General features: G+C 47.9%; 18 protein-coding genes. 15 read left to right on the top strand and 3 right to left on the bottom strand.

The genetic code is table 11. The annotated features are described in order from the left end of the window. Positions 1-5 precede the first annotated feature (5 nt). A complete protein-coding gene (locus AC4PM4_RS16885) occupies positions 6-1,217 on the bottom strand; it encodes an MFS transporter (RefSeq protein ID WP_063564892.1) in 1,212 nt (403 codons plus the stop codon). Positions 1,218-1,421: 204 nt separating this feature from the next. Between AC4PM4_RS16885 and hemE the strand changes: the two genes are divergently transcribed. The 6 genes from hemE to AC4PM4_RS16855 all read left to right on the top strand — a co-directional run bounded on the left by hemE (position 1,422) and on the right by AC4PM4_RS16855 (position 7,966). Then, positions 1,422-2,486, top strand: a complete 1,065-nt coding sequence (gene hemE / locus AC4PM4_RS16880; protein WP_063564891.1) for a uroporphyrinogen decarboxylase — start codon at positions 1,422-1,424, stop codon at positions 2,484-2,486. Continuing rightward, positions 2,479-3,429: a ferrochelatase gene (gene hemH / locus AC4PM4_RS16875; RefSeq protein ID WP_063564890.1), complete on the top strand. Its 951-nt coding sequence runs from the start codon at positions 2,479-2,481 to the stop codon at positions 3,427-3,429. The genes hemE and hemH overlap by 8 nt, the downstream gene beginning before the upstream one ends. Next, positions 3,429-4,853, top strand: coding sequence for a protoporphyrinogen oxidase (gene hemY / locus AC4PM4_RS16870; protein ID WP_063564889.1), 1,425 nt, complete (start codon positions 3,429-3,431; stop codon positions 4,851-4,853). Before hemH ends, hemY begins: the two co-directional genes overlap by 1 nt. Positions 4,854-5,036: 183 nt before the next feature. Further along, positions 5,037-6,446: a CapA family protein gene (locus tag AC4PM4_RS16865; protein WP_491614074.1), complete on the top strand. Its 1,410-nt coding sequence runs from the start codon at positions 5,037-5,039 to the stop codon at positions 6,444-6,446. 27 nt (positions 6,447-6,473) lie between these two features. After that, entirely contained in the window at positions 6,474-7,226 is a 753-nt protein-coding gene (locus tag AC4PM4_RS16860) for a glycerophosphodiester phosphodiesterase (RefSeq protein ID WP_090805083.1), read from the top strand. A gap of 104 nt (positions 7,227-7,330) precedes the next feature. Then, positions 7,331-7,966 carry a fumarylacetoacetate hydrolase family protein gene (locus tag AC4PM4_RS16855; RefSeq protein WP_491614073.1) on the top strand — a complete coding sequence of 212 codons (636 nt, stop codon included), beginning with the start codon at positions 7,331-7,333 and terminating at the stop codon, positions 7,964-7,966. Positions 7,967-8,085: 119 nt separating this feature from the next. On the opposite strand, the gene AC4PM4_RS16850 is transcribed toward AC4PM4_RS16855, so the two are convergent. Continuing rightward, a complete protein-coding gene (locus AC4PM4_RS16850; protein ID WP_491614072.1) occupies positions 8,086-8,493 on the bottom strand; it encodes a hypothetical protein in 408 nt (135 codons plus the stop codon). Positions 8,494-8,852: 359 nt separating this feature from the next. On the opposite strand from AC4PM4_RS16850, the gene AC4PM4_RS16845 reads away from it, so the two are divergent. The 9 genes from AC4PM4_RS16845 (at position 8,853) to AC4PM4_RS16805 (ending at position 18,325) form a co-directional block, all read left to right on the top strand. Further along, entirely contained in the window at positions 8,853-9,410 is a 558-nt protein-coding gene (locus AC4PM4_RS16845) for a MarR family winged helix-turn-helix transcriptional regulator (RefSeq protein WP_090805096.1), read from the top strand. 46 nt (positions 9,411-9,456) lie between these two features. Next, a complete protein-coding gene (locus AC4PM4_RS16840) occupies positions 9,457-10,896 on the top strand; it encodes an aryl-sulfate sulfotransferase (protein ID WP_090805100.1) in 1,440 nt (479 codons plus the stop codon). Between the two features lie 21 nt (positions 10,897-10,917). Beyond that, on the top strand, positions 10,918-11,973 hold the full coding sequence (locus AC4PM4_RS16835) for an ABC transporter substrate-binding protein (RefSeq protein ID WP_491614071.1): 1,056 nt from the start codon (positions 10,918-10,920) through the stop codon (positions 11,971-11,973). Positions 11,974-12,000: 27 nt separating this feature from the next. Further along, entirely contained in the window at positions 12,001-12,777 is a 777-nt protein-coding gene (locus tag AC4PM4_RS16830) for an ABC transporter ATP-binding protein (protein WP_063564882.1), read from the top strand. 16 nt (positions 12,778-12,793) lie between these two features. Then, a complete protein-coding gene (locus AC4PM4_RS16825) occupies positions 12,794-13,567 on the top strand; it encodes an ABC transporter permease (protein ID WP_063564881.1) in 774 nt (257 codons plus the stop codon). Positions 13,568-13,804: 237 nt separating this feature from the next. Continuing rightward, positions 13,805-14,614: a DUF92 domain-containing protein gene (locus tag AC4PM4_RS16820; RefSeq protein ID WP_400343469.1), complete on the top strand. Its 810-nt coding sequence runs from the start codon at positions 13,805-13,807 to the stop codon at positions 14,612-14,614. A gap of 13 nt (positions 14,615-14,627) precedes the next feature. Beyond that, positions 14,628-15,206 carry a TetR/AcrR family transcriptional regulator gene (locus tag AC4PM4_RS16815; protein WP_063564880.1) on the top strand — a complete coding sequence of 193 codons (579 nt, stop codon included), beginning with the start codon at positions 14,628-14,630 and terminating at the stop codon, positions 15,204-15,206. A 79-nt stretch (positions 15,207-15,285) separates the two neighbouring features. After that, on the top strand, positions 15,286-17,220 hold the full coding sequence (locus tag AC4PM4_RS16810; RefSeq protein ID WP_491614070.1) for an ABC-F family ATP-binding cassette domain-containing protein: 1,935 nt from the start codon (positions 15,286-15,288) through the stop codon (positions 17,218-17,220). A 166-nt stretch (positions 17,221-17,386) separates the two neighbouring features. Then, positions 17,387-18,325 (top strand): hypothetical protein, encoded by a 939-nt coding sequence (locus AC4PM4_RS16805; RefSeq protein WP_491614069.1) that lies wholly within the window; start codon positions 17,387-17,389, stop codon positions 18,323-18,325. 189 nt (positions 18,326-18,514) lie between these two features. Here AC4PM4_RS16805 and AC4PM4_RS16800 read toward each other — a convergent pair whose 3' ends face one another. Then, on the bottom strand, positions 18,515-19,555 hold the full coding sequence (locus tag AC4PM4_RS16800) for a M42 family metallopeptidase (protein WP_063564877.1): 1,041 nt from the start codon (positions 19,553-19,555) through the stop codon (positions 18,515-18,517). Positions 19,556-19,595: the final 40 nt, after the last annotated feature.

The raw sequence follows: 19,595 nt of genomic DNA, 5'->3' as shown, positions 1-19,595 counted from the left end.
AAGCGTCAGGATTCTCTGATCAGAGGGGGCTTTTTGTACAGCTTGAGTCTTACCCACACCATGTTGAGCAGCAGCAGCCCACCAGAGACGATGAACAGTCCTTCGATGCCAATGAACCCGGCCATAAAGCCACCGATTACGGCTCCAAGCATGTTACCGAGCGCGAGTGTACTCGTATTAAAGCTGAAGGCCCGACTAATCATGCTATCTGGCGTATAGGAGCGAATGAGCGCGTTGACACTCGGAAGCAGGCCGCCCATGAACACACCCATCATGAAACGGACGATGATGAGCTGCCATACCGTCTGCACGAAAGCTTGAGGTATAAGCATGAGCCCTGTTCCTATGAGAGAGAAGGTAAGTACCTTGTGTGAACCTACCCTGTCACTGAGTTTCCCGAGTATCGGGGACATGGCCATGTTAGATAGTCCCGTGACTGCACCGACAAGCCCTGCCCAGAAGGCGACGTTGACATCCGAACCGTGTAACTTCTGTACATACAGCGGCAAGAGTGACATCGGGCTGATCATGGCAAATTGCAATAGGAATGTTACAGCGAATAGCGCAGGTAACTGGGGAGACTTGTTCAGTTCCTTCAGACCGGACAATACGGATTGTTCCGGCAGTTTGGCCGCTTCCTTGCGGTCAAACTTCTCTCTGACCAGGAACATGGCGAGCATGGAAGCCGCAAAGATCAGTCCGCCAGTAATATAGAAGATAGGGCGGAAGCCCACTGCATCAGCAAGCAAACCGCCGATCAGCGGACCTAGAATCGTACCGGCCACTTGGCCGGATTGGCTGATGCCCATGGCAAAACCCATGCGATCCTTCGGCGTTGTACCCGAGATCAATGCAACTGCTGCCGGGTTGAATCCGGAGATCGTACCGTTGAGCAGTCGTAATAAAAGGAGCTGCCATGGGTTCTGTGCAAAACCCATCAAGGCAATAACAATCGCCATCCCGAATCCGGAACGCAGCAACATAATTTTCCGTCCGTACTTGTCAGACAATTTGCCCCACAAGGGCTGGAACAAAAATGAGGTGAGGAAGTTGGCAGCAAATATAAATCCCGCCCATATGCCAATTTCATGCTCACCAACCACGCCAAGATCCCTGGCGAGATAAAGGGACAAAAACGGGGTAATCATGGTCATGCCCGAGTTGACCAGAAATTGTCCAAACCAAAGCACAATGAGGTTTACTTTCCACGTTTTCAAAGTGCTTTCACTTCCTTTCCGATCGTTTCTGCAACGTTTCAAAAAAACACGATTCTTTCATTATAACATAATTTGCATATAGATGAGGGGATGTAAGGAATGTCATAGTATTGTCATCGGAACAGATCGACACGTGGTTGTTACCGCTCTTTAAAAAGGGCATAATGTTATTTATGAGTCCAAAAACTATTGGAGGCTTCTTACATGAGCTATAATGATCGTCTGATTCAGGCCAGTTTCAAACAGCAGGTGGACCGTGTTCCCGTGTGGTACATGCGTCAGGCTGGGCGTTATGATCCCGAATATCGCAAGATTAAGGAAAAGTATTCTTTGCTCGAAATTTGCCGTCAACCTGAGCTAGCAGCTGAAGTTACACTCATGCCGGTACGTAAACTCGGTGTGGATGCGGCTATTTTGTATTCCGATATTATGAATCCGGTTGCTTCCCTCGGTATAGATTTTGATATTGTTAAAAATATTGGACCTGTTATAGACAATCCAATCCGCACGGCGGCAGATGTGGATCGTTTGCGTCCCATTGATGTTGAAGGAGATCTGTCTCATATTCTGGAGACGATTCGAATTCTGGACAAGGAACTGGATGTACCCCTGATTACGTTTGCCGGTGCACCGTTTACCATTGCCAGCTATTTGATTGAAGGCCGACCTTCCAAAGGGTACATACGGACCAAAACGATGATGTACAGTGAACCGGAAGTGTGGCATAAATTGATGCAAAAACTGGGCGATATGGTGATTACATATGTCCGTGCTCACATTGCGAACGGCGGCAAGGCATTCCAACTGTTCGACAGCTGGGTGGGCGCACTTTCGCCAAACGACTTTAGAACGTATGTGTTGCCGACGATTACTCGTATCTTTACCGAATTATCGGATTTGAATGTACCGAAAATTTATTTCCCGGGTGTGGCTTCTGGTGAATTGCTGCCAACCCTGCATGATCTGCAAGCTGATGTGATTGGGCTGGATTGGAGAGTATCGATCTCCGAGGGACGTAAACGACTGGGCGGAAAATTTGCTGTGCAAGGTAACTTGGACCCTTATGTGCTGACTGCACCGATGGATCTGATCAAGCAGCATGCCAAATTGATTATTGACGAAGGTATCAAGGAGCCAGGGTATATTTTCAATCTGGGGCACGGACTATTTCCTGAAGCGTCTTTGGATAAATTAAGAGAACTCACGGCGTATATTCATGAATATTCCGCTGAAGCATTGAAGACTGGGGTGACGGTTACTAATGACTAATACGGTAGGTGTACTGGTGATGTCGTATGGCACACCTGAGAATATGGAAAGTATCGAAGCGTACTACACACATATCCGGAGAGGACGTCCGCCTGAACCGGAACAACTGAAGGAATTAACCGACCGTTATGAAGCGATCGTTGGGGGTGTATTCCCTCTTCGAGAAAACACGGATAATCAGGTTAAGGCCCTCCAGGAGACGTTAAACAAGGATGACCGTTCCAATGAGGTTGAATTCCGTTGTTATCAAGGGTTGAAGCATGCGTATCCGTTCATTGAGGATGGCGTGGAACAGATGGCGAAGGATGGAATTCAGACTGCAATAGGCATCGTACTGGCACCACATTTCTCCACGATGAGTGTAGGGAGCTACATCAAGCGTGCTCGTGAGAAAGCGGAAGAACTCGGTATCCAGATGTCATTCATTGAGAGTTATCATCTGCATCCGAAATTGATTCAGGCTCTCTCCACACGTGTTAGCGCCAAATTGGATGCTTTCGAGGAAGCGGGGGCCAAGCGCGGGGATGTACGAGTGCTGTTCAGTGCACACAGTCTGCCTGCGCGAATTGTAGATATCGGTGATCCATATCCGCAGCAACTGCTGGAGACTTCGGAAGTCATTGCTTCCCGTTTAGGAATTACGAACTGGCAGTTCACGTGGCAAAGTGCGGGGCGGACGGCGGAGCCGTGGCTGGGCCCTGATATTCTGGACACACTTCAGGATCTTGCTCGTGAACAGGTGGAAGATGTGCTTGTAGCACCGATTGGATTCGTATCGGACCATCTGGAAGTACTCTATGATCTTGATATTGAAGCTAAAGCGATTGCCAAAGAGATCGACATGCGCCTTATGCGTATCGATTCTCTCAATAGTGACCCACTTTACATGGAAACGTTAAGTGACGTCATTATTAGCAAGTGGCAGCAAGGAACGGATGAGTAATGGAAGACCATAAACGTCGTGTCGTTGTTGTCGGCGGAGGTCTGACCGGCCTAAGCGCGGCATTTTATATTCGGAAGCATTACCGGGAAGCAGGGGTTGAACCTGTCATCACCTTGGTTGAGAAGAGTTCTTCCATGGGTGGCATGATTGAAACGCTGCACCGGGATGGGTTCGTCATTGAGAAGGGACCAGATTCTTTCCTTGCCCGCAAAACGGCGATGATTGATTTGGCTAAAGAGCTGGAAATTGACCATGAACTGGTCAGCCAAAATCCGGAATCCAAAAAAACGTACATCATGCAGCGTGGCAAGCTGCATCCTATGCCGGCAGGACTCATTCTCGGTATTCCGACGGAGTTGAGACCTTTTCTGAGAAGTGGTCTTGTATCTCCGGCAGGCAAGCTGCGCGCATTAATGGATTTTGTCATCCCTCCCCGTCGTACAACAGAGGATGAATCGCTTGGTTATATGATTGAGCGCCGCCTTGGAGCGGAAGTGCTGGAAAACCTGACTGAACCGTTGCTCGCAGGCATCTATGCAGGTGATATGCGGCGATTGAGTCTTCAGGCAACCTTTCCGCAATTCGGTGAAGTGGAGCGGGATTATGGTAGTTTGATCCGAGGAATGATGACGGGCCGCAAACCGACAGAGACCCATACGGGAACGAAGAAAAGTGCTTTTCTGAACTTCCGTCAGGGCTTGCAGAGCCTGGTTCATGCGCTTGTACATGAGTTGCAGGACGTGGATCAACGGCTGAACACTTCCGTGAAATCTCTGGAGGTTCAGACTGGAGATGCGGCCAAGTATAGCATTCAACTGGATAACGGAGAACGTCTTGAAGCAGATGATGTAGTCATTACCGTGCCTACGTATGTTGCATCTGAACTGCTGCAACCACATGTGGATACAGCGGCTCTGGATGCAATCAATTACGTATCGGTAGCGAATGTGGTGCTGGCTTTTGAGAAAAAGGATATCGAACATGTATTTGATGGGTCTGGTTTCCTCGTTCCGCGTAAGGAAGGTCGAAATATTACAGCATGTACTTGGACATCAACCAAGTGGCTGCACACCAGCCCAGATGACAAAGTACTGCTTCGCTGTTATGTTGGCCGTTCCGGAGACGAACAGAATGTGGAGCTCCCGGATGATGCACTAACAGATCTGGTACTCAAGGACTTGCGTGAAACAATGGGCGTTGAGGCCGTTCCGATCTTCTCGGAAATTACTCGGCTCCGCAAATCCATGCCACAGTATCCGGTAGGTCATCTGCAGCAGATTGCAGCACTGCGCGAACAACTTGGCAGCAAATTGCCGGGGGTATACATTGCCGGCGCTGGTTATGAAGGGGTAGGCTTGCCTGACTGTATCAAACAGGCGAAGGAAATGTCAGTTCAAGCTACGCAATTGATTGCTGCAAAGTAATTAACGTATTTGGCTGTCTCGAACGTAGATTTTTTCTACAGGGAGACGGCCTTTTTTGCACCATAAAGCGAAAAGGGGAGAGGTCGGAACTCTTTCAATATTTGCAGTTCCAAGGAATGATGGAAATCCAGAATATGCCTGATATAATATGATAAGGATTGCTGTGAAGAAGAGGAGCTGCCTATGTATCCCCCAAGATCAAAACGAAGTGTACAAAAGAAAAAAGTAAAACGTGCCCGAAAACGCCGGATTTGGATCATTAATCTGGTATTGATTGCTGCAATTGGACTCGTCGGCATCTATTACGCAGTAGGCATGCAGGAGCATCAAATAGACCCGGCGGTGACAGAAACGGCTGTGAATCAGGAACCTGTGAATGAAGAGGGCCCTCAGGGCGGTGACCAGGTGAATTCACCTGACACGGATTCGGAGGCAAGTAATACCCCGGATGAAGAATCGGAGGATTCTGATAAACAGGTAACTGAAAATTCCGGCGGTACGTCGGGTGAGAAAAAGCCTGATGCTACAGACTCCAAGGTAAATGGAAAGACAGATACGGGAACGAAAAAACCGACGGATACTCCCGCTTCTTCCGGCTCAAAGGGAAGCGAAGGTGCCGGAACTGGGGCGACACAGCCATCTCATTCGGCGAAGGATGTAACCATTAACTTTGTTGGGGATATTCAGTTTTCCGGCAAAGTGGCTGAATTGTTGGAGAAGAACGGTTATGACTACCCCTTTGCAAAGCTTGGCAACTTGTTCAAGGAAGATGATCTGACCATTGGAAACCTTGAAACTCCCGTAACCCTTGGTGGAACTGGTGCTGCAGACAAAACCTATGTATACAAGTCTTCGCCAAAGGCGCTCGAAGCAATGGCTTCAGCAGGATTTGATGCTGTAAATCTGGCCAATAATCATATTTTGGATCAAGGTGTAGAAGGTTTGGTCGATACGTTAACTTACCTTGAGCAATATGGTATAGCGCACACAGGAGCCGGTATGAACAGGGATGAGGCTTATGCACCTGAATATCTGGAACGCAAAGGCATGAAGATTGCACTGCTTGGATTCAGCCGGGTTGTACCTGAAACAAGCTGGAAAGCGGAAGGGAATCGGGCCGGTGTTGCCGAAGCTTACGATTCTACAGGTGCAGTAAAGGCGATTCAGGAAGCCCGTGAAAAAGCTGATCTGGTTATCGTTGTTGCACATTGGGGAGAGGAAAGGGTCAGCACTCCAAATAATGATCAGACTCGACTGTCTCATGAATTTGTAGATGCCGGAGCCGATCTGGTCATAGGTGGGCATCCCCATGTCTTGCAAGGGGTAGAGTACTACAAAGGCAAATGGATTGCATATAGTACAGGCAACTTTATTTTCTCGAAATCAACGACAGAGGAAACGTGGAAAACAGCGGTTTTTCAGGCGAGTTGTAGTAAGGATGCCAAATGCAGCATGAAGGTTATCCCTTATGAAGCGGGGTTGGGTCAGGCCATTCCGATGGTGGATCAAGCCAACAAATTGCTACTGGAGCAGATGGCCCAGCTCTCGCCAGGTATTCGTTTTGATGCGAACGGATTCGCATCGCCAAATTAAGATGCATTTTTTTGAGGAGGGGATGGAATGAACAACCTTTGTGTAGCGCACCGTGGATTTTCGTCCATTGCACCAGAAAATACGATGGCTGCATTTCTGCTTGCCATGGAACAGCCAGAGGTTCAGTGGATGGAACTGGATGTACAGTTATCACGTGATGGTGTGCCGGTTGTTATTCATGATTTTACGTTAAATCGGACCACGAACGGTGAAGGCTTCGTACGAGAAAAGGACTGGGCAGATATACAGCAGCTGGATGCGGGATCATGGAAAGGAAAAGCCTATAAAGGGGAACGTGTTCCTGCGCTTAGTGAAGTGTTGGACCGCACCTGTGGCAAAGTGAGATTGAATATCGAACTGAAAACGCAAGGTAATATGTATCCCGGTCTGCCGGCAGCGGTTATTCATGAGGTGAGGAAGAGACATATGCAGCATGATGTGGTCATCACTTCGTTTGAACCTGCGGCTCTGGTTGAAGTGAAGAAACTGGCCCCGGAGTTCAAAACGGGATTGATTATTGATGCACGTCCAGGGGATCTGGCAGCAGTGCTGCGGCAGATGAATTGCAGTTTCCTTTCCATCGGGTACACCAATGTGGACAAATCGCTGATGCGTGAGATGCGTATGGAAGGCATTCAGGTAATGGCTTGGACAGTGGACGACAAAATTATCATGAAGCGGCTTGCGGCGATTGATCCGGAGCTGATGTTATGTACAAACCGGCCTGATGTGTGGGAACAGGCTTTTCAGGAAACGAGCAGCCGATTTTTCAGACCATAAACTCCATTTTTTTGAATAGCGAAAATATGATATGTACTTATATAATAAAAAGATGAACATGCTCCATATACGCTAATGAATCCGATAAAGGTGGTCGTAAACCCATGCTGACAAACATTCGCAATGTATACTGTGTAGGACGAAATTATAAACTTCATGCAGAAGAATTGGGTAACGCGGTTCCGGATGAACCGATGATCTTTATGAAGCCTTCCCATGCGGTTGTGGTCTTGAATAGTGAAACGCTGCAATTGCCTGCGACAAAGGGCGAAGTTCATTATGAGGCTGAACTAGTAATCCAAATCGGGCGCAGTTATGAGCCGGGTATGGCTGTGGATGAATTGATAGACGCGTATGCGTTTGGCATTGATTTTACATTACGTGATGTACAGACGGTTATTAAGAAAAAGGGCCATCCGTGGACAGCGGCCAAAGGGTTCAAGAACTCGGCTCCGGTTACTGCATTCCAGCCATTTCCGGGGGCCCAGGCTCTTCTTGAGAAAGACTTTACACTCACCAAGAACGGTGCCGAGGTCCAACGTGGCAATATTCGTAACATGATCTTCAGTCTACAGGACATTGTGGATTATGTAGGTCATCATTACGGCCTGGGACCTGGAGATGTCATCTTTACAGGTACACCAGAAGGGGTTGGACCAACGGCAGCAGGAGATGTGCTTGAACTGGCCTGGGACGGAGAACCTTTGGGTAAATGCACGATTGCAGCAGCAGTTAAGTAAGTATCATGCATCATCAATCTGCTTACTTTGAGCAAATATGAAACAGATAAAAGGGGCGCTTCGACGCTCCTTTTTGCCATGCCCTCATTCTCTGCCATAGCACATGGGAGACTTTTCATTTACGCCAAGTTGTAGGCTGTATTGGCACTCTCCGTGACCAACTCCTCCAGTTCACTGCTTTGCACTGCGTGTTGCTCCGCGCTAATACTTCCACTTGCGAGTCGTTGATCTAATTGCTCCCTGAGCTGCCTTATTTGCAATGCGACAACCTCGTTAAAATCACCATCATTTTCATCTGCAATCATCCTCAGCGATTTACCCGCGAACAGATCCTGAACCAAGTCATCTTCCGACTGTTGATTCAGAGCACTCAGCAACTCATCTCCGCTCTCGTCTTTGGTATCGATGTTAACGATGGACCATTTCGTCAAAGGTATAGGGGATATCGCTGATCTGCCCCAGGCTGTTCCGGCGAAGGACATGGTAACAATCATTGTTCCGACAATGATTACGCGCTTCATATTCATATGTGTTATCCTCATTTCTATGGTTAAGTACGAACTGAATCGTAGCTGGTTTGATGTAACGCTCTGAGGATAGTGTAACCGGGAAAGCTGAAGTGAAACTTAAAACCGGATAAGTTATCTAAATATGAGGGACATCTGGCTACGAAAAAACAAATTTAAATTCACACTTGACAGGTTGGGTTAGTGGGTTATATGATGAACTCAATTATTTTAACACTAATTAAATGAACAGTGAAATAATTTGAACTGAAGCGAGCTGATTGGACCACCAAAGGCTCCCGGGACTACTCCACTATGGAATGTCCACGGGAGCCTTTTTTTCGTATTTGCTGTCGTTTCAGTTAGACAGGGAGGATGAAATGAGCAATAACGACTGGGAAGCGTTGGAGAAGACAGATTGGTTGTTTCGTAAAATGGTCAGACGATTCGTGAAAGAACGAGATCGCATATCGGTAGAGGGGGTCAGTTTACCGGGTATGCTCATCCTGCACAAAATCATTCGTGAAGGGGAACAGCGGTTGGGGGATTTGGCCGAACAACTGGATTTCACTTCAGGTGCCATCACAGCTTTAACAGACAAGTTGGAGAAAAAGGGACTTACGATCCGCAGACGCAAGGAAGATGACCGTCGGACGGTTTTGCTCGACATTACTGCAAGTGGACGGGAGATGTTTGCGCGGAACAGCAATATCGGTGCCCGATGTATCACGCTTCTGTTTGAGGGCTTTACGACGGAGGAACTGGAGCAGCAAAGCCAATTTTATGAGCGGGTAATAGCGAATCTGGAGGGGTTCTCGAATACGCTGCTGGAATTGGCAGAGAACAACGGGAAGCAGGACCACGATCCGTCCATCAAAAGTGACCCTGAACAGAAGCAGAGGGAGAATACCGGAAAGAGCAATTATCTCAGTTATTAACGTTTGATCCAATGTGAAAACAAACAATCCAAGGGAGAGATGATCAATGGGGCATTCAACAATTTATCCAACCGGGGCAACCGTATATAACCCTGATAAGGCTTGGGGCGGTTATACCGTCTATCAGGCAGGCGAGGAAGGTGTTGTACTGATTGATATGAATGGTAAGGAGGTTCACCTGTGGAAGGGGCTGCTGGGCTTTCCGGCCAAAGTTTTCCCCGGTGGCTTCGTATTGGGAAGCACGGGGCGAAGAGATCCGAAGTTTGGTATCCAGGACAACGTCGATTTGGTTCAGGTGGATTGGGAAGGCAATATTGTATGGAAATACAACAGCTACGAACACATTGAAGATCCAGGATATGAACCATTGTGGTACGCACGTCAGCACCATGATTTCCAGCGTGAAGGCAATCCTGTCGGATATTACGCCCCCGGGCTTGCACCAAAGACACAGAGCGGGAAGACTTTGATTCTTGCTCATAAAAATGTGAACAACCCGTCCATTTCGGATAAGCCTTTGCTCGATGATGCGATTATAGAAGTGGATTGGGAGGGCAATGTATTATGGGAATGGCTGCCGAACGAGCACTTTGAGGAACTTGGATTCGATGAGGCCGCCCGTAATGTTCTGTTCCGTGACCCGAACACACGCTCATTTGGACATCTCGGTGGTGGGGTGGGGGATTGGCTACATATTAATTCAGCTTCTTATGTTGGTCCAAACCATTTCTATGAAAATGGAGACGAGCGGTTCCATCCCGACAATATTATCTGGGATGCCAGAGAAGCAAATATTATCGCAATAACCGACAGACAGAGTGGAAAGATCGTATGGAGACTAGGGCCGGATTACTCTTTGCCTGAAGTGAAGCATATTGGCACCATTATTGGACAGCACCATGCACATATCATTCCCAAAGGTTTGCCTGGAGAGGGGAATCTGCTGGTATTCGACAATGGCGGCTGGGCCGGTTATGGCCTGCCCAATCCGGCTTCTCCATACGGCTTGAAACACGCCGTTCGCGATCATTCACGCGTACTGGAGATCAATCCGGTGACCCTGGAGATCGTTTGGCAATATACATCCGCAGAAGCCGGATTTTCCGTTCCGACAGATTCCTATAAATTTTATAGTCCGTATATCAGCTCCGCTCAGCGCTTGCCTAATGGAAACACGCTAATTACGGAAGGTTCCAATGGCAGACTGTTCGAGGTTACATCCGAGTATGAGCTAGTGTGGGAATATGTATCCCCTTATAAGGATGGACGGAACACCAATATGGTCTATCGTTCGTATCGCGTGCCTTATCACTGGGTACCACAGCTGGAGAAGCCGCAAGAGGTTGCTATTGAAGCCATTGATGTTTCCGACTACAGAGTGCCGGGAGCAGCACCCAAAGGTTCTTCATCCGTTGTAAGTGTTGAGATAACACTGCCGTTTGTTGAAGGTGCAGCCTGTGTGGCAACGTCAGATGAAGGCAAGTAAGGTGGCGAAGAGTGATGAACAATGATTAGAACGAATGGGGTGCATATTGTGAGAAAACCATCCACCTTAACTGGTGCGTTATTAATGCTCTTATCCATGTTATTGATATTATCGGGATGTTCTGCAAACGAATCGGTATCCGAAGCAAAGGGTGCCTCCGGCACAGAGGCCCAAAAAGTGAAAGTCCGGATCGCAGATACAAGTACGAACCCAACATTCAGGGTAGCCATTGCCAAAGGTTTCTTTGCAAACCACCGCATTGATGCAGAGAGCATTACGTTTGGTTCGCCAGCGGAAGGTGTAAATGCACTGTTTATCAAGCAGGTGGATATTGCGTACGGAGCTGACTTTCCTGTATTGAATGCTTTGGCAAAAGGGGATTACTCTGTCATTGCTTCCGCAGGTCAGGCTACGAATGAAGCGGCAGCTGCGTGGAAGTTGTATGCCAAGAATGATATACAGAGTGGAGCCGATCTGAAAGGTAAAAAAGTAAGTTTCATCCGCGGTACGTTTATTCCTTATCTGTGGTATGAATATTTGAAGGACCAGGGACTGGAACTAACTGATGTAACCCAGGTGGGTCAGGGAGCATTTGACGAAGCCTACATTGCACTAAAGCAGGGTGATCTAGATGCAACCTGGGTCATTGGTTCCGCCTTGACTGATAAATTCGATGCGCTTGAAGGCGTGCATCAGCTCACCGATATGTCCCAAACCCCTGTACGTCTTGGAATGGGACTCGTAGCAAGCAATGAATTCATCCAGGGGAACCCTGAGACGGTGAGTGGTTTTCTCGCGGCGCTGAATGAAGCCTCCGTGTATGCCCAGGCACATCCTGAAGAGGTTGCAGACCTGATGTATAAGGAAACCAAGCAGCCTAAGGAGGCCACATTGAAGGATCTGCCAATCAATCCATGGGAAGTTGGATTTACCCAGGCAGCTTATGACAGTCTGGCAGGGCAGAAGCAATATATGGTGGATAACGGGATCATCGAACACGATTTCGATCTCGATAACAAACTGAACCTGGAGCTCCTGAAGCAGGCACTGCCAGATAAAGTGACTTATAGCAAATAACTCGCAAATTGCATTGGAGGTGTTCTCATGTCCTTACCTGCAGATCAGCATACGATTCGTATTGAGCAGCTTCGTAAAACATACAATGCCCCCACCCATGGGGATGTACACTATATTATCAAGGATGTCGATCTGGTCATCAAGGGAGGGGAATTCTTTGTCCTGCTCGGTCCCAGCGGATGTGGCAAGTCCACGCTTCTAAATATGATTGCAGGCTTTATCTCTAAGTCGGGCGGTCAGCTCAAGGTGGATAATAAGGAGATTGATAGGCCAGGCAAGGATCGGGCCGTGGTATTCCAGCAGGCGGATTCTTCTCTTTTCCCGTGGCTTACCGTAAGGGAGAATGTGGAGTTTGGACTTCGGATGTCCAAGGTGCCAAAATCTCAGCGGCGTACGATATCAGACCGATACATCGAGCTTGTTGGACTGGGTAGTCATGAAGCCAAATTTCCGAAGGAGCTGTCAGGTGGCATGAAGCAGCGGGTGCAATTGGCCCGGGTGCTAGCCAACGATTCGGCCATCCTGTTGATGGATGAACCCTTTGGAGCATTGGATGCAATGACTCGGCGTACGATGCAGAAAGAGCTGGTCAATATTTGGCAGGAAACCCACAAGACCGTTATTTTTGTCACTCATGATATTCAGGAGGCGCTCTTGCTGGGTCAGCGGATAGGAATTATGTCAGTAGGGCCTTCTTCCAAGATAACGGATATTTACGACAATACTCTGTCTTATCCAAGGAACATTGCCTCCTCTGAGTTCAACACGCTATATGATCAGATTCAAAGCCATTTTGAAGAATAATTGAGGTGATAGCAAGATGAGATGGTTGGAGAAGAAGTGGGTGTCTATCCCTCTATTGTGGGTGACGGTTATTCTGATTTGGCAGCTTGGAGCCATGCTCTATGGACCCGACGTGATTCCCGGTCCTTGGGATACGATTCTTGGTGCTCGCGAACTGATTGCTGACGGTACACTGATGCAGTATATCGGAATTAGCTTTACACGTGTGCTTGCGGGTTGGGTACTTGGCAGTGTGATAGCGATCCCGGTAGGGCTGATTATCGGCAAGGTTCATATGATCCGGCTGTTTGCCGAACCTTTCCTTAATTTTATCCGCTTTATTCCGCCGATTGCATTCATTACTCTATTCCTGGTCTGGTTCGGAATCGGGGAGCAATCGAAGATTGCACTCATCATGTATGCAACGTTCTTCATCGTTGTGTTAAACACGCTGACAGGTGTACTCTCCATTGAAGAAGACAAGGTCCGGTCAGCCCGCAGTATGGGAGCCAACGAATGGCAGATTTTGCTGCATGTCGTTGTTCCGGCGACGACTCCGTATATCTTCACGGGGGTACGACTGGCAATGGGCACTTCCTATATGGCTATTATCGGCGCAGAGATGATTGCTGCGAATGAAGGTGTGGGTTATCTGATCTGGAATTCCCGATTATTCTTTCGCACAGATTGGATCTTTGTCGGCTTGATTTCTCTGGGCTTTATGGGCTTTCTCACCGATCGGTTGTTCAATTGGTTTGGTCGCAGCGTGCTCTACCGTTATGGTGTAATTGGTGGGACGAAGCGGGTCTGAACTGGAACTTGAGGTGATGTAATCCTCGAATTCTTGGTCAAACGGAAGAAGGATCACTCATCTCAGTTTTATCGCAATATCATAGACCTGATTTGGTAGCTTTCAAAGCTGCTGAATCAGGTTTTTTGTATGCGGGGCTAGGGAGTTTCGGCATTGGGATCAAACCGTGGTATAATTGAATTTCAAAAATATAAAACGTCATGTGGGCCATGGATGCTGCCACATGCAGGAGAACTTATGGACTGGATTATTGGCGCCGTATGCGCTTTTATTGTGGCGGGTGCTGCCTACGCGAAGAAGTCGCTAACCCTGTCCGGCTGCCTCGCGGCTGTGATCATGGGTACGATATATTACGGAGCGGGCAACCTGTTCTGGTTTGGAACACTGCTGTTGTTTTTCATTACCTCAACGCTGTTCTCCAAATTTCGCAAGGATCGCAAGCAGGAGCTTGAGAAATCGTATGCCAAGACGGGTAATCGTGATGCTGGACAGGTTATGGCTAACGGTGGAATCGGCATGTTTCTTGTTCTGGGGAACTGGGTCCTCCCACACCCAGCCTGGATGTATGCTTTTATCGGTGTCATGGCTACCGTTACTTCAGATACATGGGCAACCGAGTGGGGAAGTCTCAGCCGTAAGCCGCCACGCTCTGTCGTGACGTGGAAGGTGCTGACTCCAGGTACCTCTGGAGGTGTTTCATTACTTGGGACACTGGCTGCTGCCATAGGTGGAGCTTTAATCGGCGTGGGTGCGTTTTTATTTTCCTGGATTGCCGGGATTGGAAGCTTGAGTCTGCTCAGCTGGACGTGTGTCGGCCTTGTAGGCGGATTGGCAGGAGCTTTTGCCGATTCTTATCTGGGCGCAACGGTTCAGTATATGTATCGTTGTACTGTGTGCGGCCGTGAGGTCGAGGTAATTGAGCATTGTGGACACAAAACCGTTCGATCGCGTGGCTGGTCTTGGATGAGTAATGATCTGGTAAACGTGCTCAGTTCGTTGATCGGCGGATGTTTGGCGATCGGTTTGGGTATCATTTTGGCGTCGTAGGGAGGGAGTGCATTTGAGCACTGTGCAAGGAGACAAATCGGAGGCTATTCTGGATGCAGCTTACGGTATTTTCGGTTCAAAAGGATTCTATGAGACGAAAATGTCCGATATTGCGGACGAAGCGGGCATCGCGAAAGGCACCATTTATTTATATTTTAAAAATAAGGAACAATTATTTGTTGCCGTATCCAAGCGTGACTGCGACAATTTTATCAGTCGCCTGGTTTATGCGTTGAACTCACATCAGAGTACGGGGGATAAGCTCGGTGCGATCGCCAAGACTCACCTGACGTATTATTATGAGCGTCGCAATCATACCAAGATGTTTTTCATGGCACCCAATAATGATCCGGATCTGATGAAATTCATGAAGGCATTTATGAATGAATATATGAGCATGGTGCGTGAGGTGTTAGAGAATGCTGGCGTACCTGAGCCTGTGCTGCTTGCAGAAGCTTATATCGGGATTCTCGATCGGCTAAAGATGGATATTATGCTGAATCCAGAGTTTAACGAGGAACATCTGAACAAACGAATTGCCTTTGCAGCAGCTCTGTTTCTGGACGGATGTCGTTCCTTTTTGCAAGTATAGCGTGAGTGAGCGTAGTTGCATTGCATCTTAAGTGCAGCTTCATATTGAATTTATTTTACAGAGAAGTAGGTTACGACCAATGAACATAATGACGGTAGAGCAAGTTGCAAAAAGCTATGGTGAGAAAATATTGTTTAAAGACGCCTCATTCGGTATGGGCGATCAGGACAAGATTGGCGTCGTTGGTGTCAATGGAACCGGGAAGTCCACATTCTTGCGTGTCATTGCAGGTATGGAGCCAGCGGATGAGGGACAGATCTCGATTGGTAATGACGTGCGTATACAGTTCCTGGCACAGAATCCGCAGTTTAACCCGGATAATACAGTCTTGCAACAAGTATTTGAGGGCGACAGCCCGGAGATGAAAACGGTACGTGAGTATACAGAAACAATGGAGCTACTGGAACTTAATCCTTCCGATCCGGTGCTGCAAGAGCGTTTGCTGCGCTTGAACCAGGAGATGGAGCAGCTTCAGGTCTGGCAGATGGAAAGTGAAGCGAAGAGCATTCTGTCCAAACTGGGCATTCGTCAATTCGATGCGCTGATGGGTACGTTGTCTGGTGGACAGCGCAAACGGGTAGCGCTTGCCTCTGCACTGATTCATCCCTGCGAACTGCTCATTCTGGATGAGCCTACGAACCATATTGATAATGATTCCGTAGTTTGGCTGGAACAGTATTTGCAAAAACGACGCGGCGCCCTGCTCATGATCACGCATGATCGGTATTTCCTGGATCGTGTAGCAAATGTGATGCTGGAGCTGGATCATGGACGTTTATTCCGATATGAGGCCAACTATACTCGCTACCTGGAACTGAAGGCTGAGCGTGAAGAGCGTGAATCCGCATCTGAACAAAAGCGGCAAAATCTGCTGCGTACGGAGCTCGCCTGGATTCGTCGCGGTGCAAAAGCACGGACCACGAAACAAAAAGCGAGAATTGATCGTTTTGAAGAGTTAAAGGATCAACAAGGACCAAATCGGTCAGGCTCTTTGGAGGTATCGGTGGGTTCCACTCGTTTGGGTAAAAAAATACTGGAGATCGAGCATCTGTGCAAATCGGCAGATGGCCGCAAATTGATTGAAGATCTCAGTTACATTGCGGTACCTGGTGACCGGGTGGGCATTGTCGGCCCGAATGGCAGCGGTAAATCAACCTTACTGCAAATGATTTCCGGCAAGCTTGAACCTGATGCTGGGGAGGTTGTTGTGGGCCCTACGGTTAATCTGGGCTACTTCACTCAGGAGCATCAGGAGATGAATGAATCTCTGCGGGTTATTGAGTACATCAAGGAAGTGGCCGAGAATGTGAAAACGGCTGATGGATCTCTCATTACAGCAGCTCAGATGCTGGAACGTTTCCTCTTTACCCCAGCGTCACAGTGGACACCAATCTCCCGTCTGTCTGGCGGAGAAAAGCGTCGTCTGTACCTGCTGCGTGTGCTGATGGCTGCACCGAATGTTCTGCTGCTGGATGAGCCTACGAACGACCTGGACATTCAGACACTTGCAGTACTCGAAGATTACCTGGATGATTTCCCGGGTGTTGTATTTGTCGTATCCCATGACCGGTACTTCCTGGATCGGACGGTGGGTAAAGTACTGTCTTTTGAAGGTGGCGGTGCTGTGCGTGTACATGTCGGGGACTATAGTGAATATGCAGAATGGATGCTGAAAAATGCCCCTGGCTCTTCTCAGGAAAGTGCGACGGGAACAGCAGCTAAAGTGAAACCGGCAACGGAGGAAAATAAACCTGCTGCCTCGGCGGCTAAACCTAAGCTGAAGTTCAGCTTCAAGGAACAGCGTGAATATGACCAGATTGATGAGAATATCGAGAAGGCTGAAGCCAATCTCGCCCGAATTAATAAAGAGATGGAAGAATCTTTCAGCGATTCAGCTCGTCTGCAGGAGTTAATGGCAGAGCAGGCGGAGGCGGAGTGTCATTTGGATGAACTGATGGAACGCTGGACCGTTCTGAATGAGCTTGCGGAACAGATTGAAAACAGCAAGTCTTAAAGTATATTTTATTGAATCGTCCTCTCTTCAAAAGCGACTTGCAGTTGTCTTTTGGGGGAGGGCGATTTTTTTTGAATTGATGTAAATGAATTTATATGAAACGTTAACCATATTCAAACCGTTTATTAAATAAAGAATTCCATAGAAGGGGGAGAACTCCACATCCATGTACAGAGAACTGAATGAACAATTGGCAGTGATCAAGGAAAAGGGAAGAATGTACGAGAAATGGAATGATCGGCTGGAGAAGCTGAATCAGGAGGAAGCGGAATGGAAAACGAAAGTACAGCAGCGTCTGGAGCACCTACAGAAGGAACAAAACGATGTTGATCGACTCAACAGCATGACTTTATCAGCATTCTTTTATCATTTAATCGGCAAAAAAGAGGATCGACTGGAGAAAGAAGAACTGGAGTTGATGGAAAGTAAGGCAGAGTACGATACAGCAAGCCAGATGTTAACGGATATCCAGGAGCAGCGTTCGCGTGTGCAACAGGAGCTGGACGGACAGCGGCAATATCAATTCTGGCAAAGTGATTACAAGGTGTTATGGGGCAAAAAGGAAAACGATCTGCTGGAGAAAGATGCAGAATTGCAGCAAATTGCTGAGGATCGGGAACATCTCTCAGGAGAGCTTCAGGAGCTGAATGAGGCGGATCGAGAGGGGCAGTATCTGCTCGATGCACTTGAACGCGCTGAAAAGGCTTTGTCCTCTGCGGGAAATTGGGGAGTTTACGACATGATGGGTGGGGGGATGATCTCGACTCATATTAAGCGCAGTAGAATGGATGATGCTCAGGTTGCCATTATGGATGCCGGAAGACGTCTTCGCCGATTTCAGAAGGAGCTAGAGGATGTGAAGATGGCTGTAAACACGGAATTACACCTTGGAGGTCTGCTTTCATTCGCAGACTATTTCTTCGATAATCTCTTTGTAGACTGGATGGTTCAAGACAAAATTCGCAAAGCAGAAACACAGGTGAAGGATGGACTGAGTGCAGTGCGAAGCACGATGCGTGTACTGAAGAATCAGATTCGGGAGCACAAGGTGATGTTGGAACTTCTGGAACGTAGGTATTGCGAACATATTGAACGAGCGAATTAAGCCATCTCAAAGAAGAAGGACACTTCCAGCTTACCTCTAAACGGAGAAGCTGAAGTGTCCTTTTTTATATGATATAGGTGAATTATAGATGATCCATGTCGGCATGCCCAACAAGATCGAGATCACAACTCTGATCATTTGTTCAAATGCTGTATTGCCATTCTACTTGTCCATGTGTGTGTTCACAATTTACTTGGTTGTAATATATGCAGCGAGCAGTCTCGCTGTATTCAGGACAGCGTCTTTATGCGTACGTTCCATGGAGTGAGAAGCGTGAACGCCCGGCCCAATCAATGCAGCGCGGATGTTATTTCCTCCACGTAATGCTGCGCTGCCATCGGAGCCGTATTGTGGATAAATATCAACGACATAATCAAGGCTTGCTTGTTTGGCCAGTTCAATCAGTCGAGTGGTCATATCGTAGTCATATGGTCCGGACGAATCCTTGGCACAGATGGATACATCCGTCTCTTTGCAGCTAAGGTCGTCACCCATTGCGCCCATGTCTACAGCAATCAATTCGCTGATTTCGGCAGGAATATAAGAAGCTCCGTGTCCAACTTCTTCGTAGTTCGAGATAAGTAGCGAAACGTTATGTATTGGTTTCCAGTTTTCTCGATGTGCAGATTCCAGGATACCGAACAAGGCAGCTACGCTGGCTTTATCATCAAGGTGACGCGATTTGATATATCCGCTGGGGGTAATGACCGCACGGGCATCGAAGGAAATAAAGTCCCCTACAGAGATACCCAATGCTAGAACATCTTCCTTGGAAGAGACCACTTCATCAATACGCACTTCCATATGGCTCTCGCTTCGCTCAAACGTGCGTGCATCTGGATAGACGTGTACAGATGGGTGCAGGGAGAGGATGGTGCCTGTATAGGTCTTTCCATCACGTGTGTGGATGTTGCAATACTCATTCTCGATACTGTTCATGGTAAACCCACCGACAGAAGTGAGCTTCAGTGTGCCGTAGGAAGTGATGGAACGCACCATGGCTCCCAATGTATCCACATGTGCGCTCAGTCCGATCGTTCTGGAAGAATCCTGCCCAGGCAATGTGAGCACGGCTCCGCCTTTGTTGTTCAATTCAAAAGCGATATTAAGTGATTCAGCTTCCTTGCGGATCATCTCAATAATATCGTGGGTATAGCCACTAGGGCTGGGAGTATCGAGTAACTTTTTCAGAAAAGATAGGACATAGGATTCGTCAATGGTAAAACTCATATAGAAATTTCCTCCTCGTTAATAAATATGCAGAAAGTTG

It is taken from the genome of Paenibacillus sp. MDV22-iso6 (assembly GCF_058408365.1).
Note: the sequence above shows the minus strand (reverse complement) of the source record. Positions and strands in the feature narration are given on the sequence as shown.

Coding starts and splice junctions, on each gene's coding strand:
- hemE (WP_063564891.1), top strand. CDS start 1,422: ATGAGCTATAATGATCGTCTGATTCAGGCCAGTTTCAAACAGCAGGTG.
- hemH (WP_063564890.1), top strand. CDS start 2,479: ATGACTAATACGGTAGGTGTACTGGTGATGTCGTATGGCACACCTGAG.
- hemY (WP_063564889.1), top strand. CDS start 3,429: ATGGAAGACCATAAACGTCGTGTCGTTGTTGTCGGCGGAGGTCTGACC.
- AC4PM4_RS16865 (WP_491614074.1), top strand. CDS start 5,037: ATGTATCCCCCAAGATCAAAACGAAGTGTACAAAAGAAAAAAGTAAAA.
- AC4PM4_RS16860 (WP_090805083.1), top strand. CDS start 6,474: ATGAACAACCTTTGTGTAGCGCACCGTGGATTTTCGTCCATTGCACCA.
- AC4PM4_RS16855 (WP_491614073.1), top strand. CDS start 7,331: ATGCTGACAAACATTCGCAATGTATACTGTGTAGGACGAAATTATAAA.
- AC4PM4_RS16850 (WP_491614072.1), bottom strand. CDS start 8,493: ATGAATATGAAGCGCGTAATCATTGTCGGAACAATGATTGTTACCATG.
- AC4PM4_RS16845 (WP_090805096.1), top strand. CDS start 8,853: ATGAGCAATAACGACTGGGAAGCGTTGGAGAAGACAGATTGGTTGTTT.
- AC4PM4_RS16840 (WP_090805100.1), top strand. CDS start 9,457: ATGGGGCATTCAACAATTTATCCAACCGGGGCAACCGTATATAACCCT.
- AC4PM4_RS16835 (WP_491614071.1), top strand. CDS start 10,918: ATGATTAGAACGAATGGGGTGCATATTGTGAGAAAACCATCCACCTTA.
- AC4PM4_RS16830 (WP_063564882.1), top strand. CDS start 12,001: ATGTCCTTACCTGCAGATCAGCATACGATTCGTATTGAGCAGCTTCGT.
- AC4PM4_RS16825 (WP_063564881.1), top strand. CDS start 12,794: ATGAGATGGTTGGAGAAGAAGTGGGTGTCTATCCCTCTATTGTGGGTG.
- AC4PM4_RS16820 (WP_400343469.1), top strand. CDS start 13,805: ATGGACTGGATTATTGGCGCCGTATGCGCTTTTATTGTGGCGGGTGCT.
- AC4PM4_RS16810 (WP_491614070.1), top strand. CDS start 15,286: ATGAACATAATGACGGTAGAGCAAGTTGCAAAAAGCTATGGTGAGAAA.
- AC4PM4_RS16805 (WP_491614069.1), top strand. CDS start 17,387: ATGTACAGAGAACTGAATGAACAATTGGCAGTGATCAAGGAAAAGGGA.
- AC4PM4_RS16800 (WP_063564877.1), bottom strand. CDS start 19,555: ATGAGTTTTACCATTGACGAATCCTATGTCCTATCTTTTCTGAAAAAG.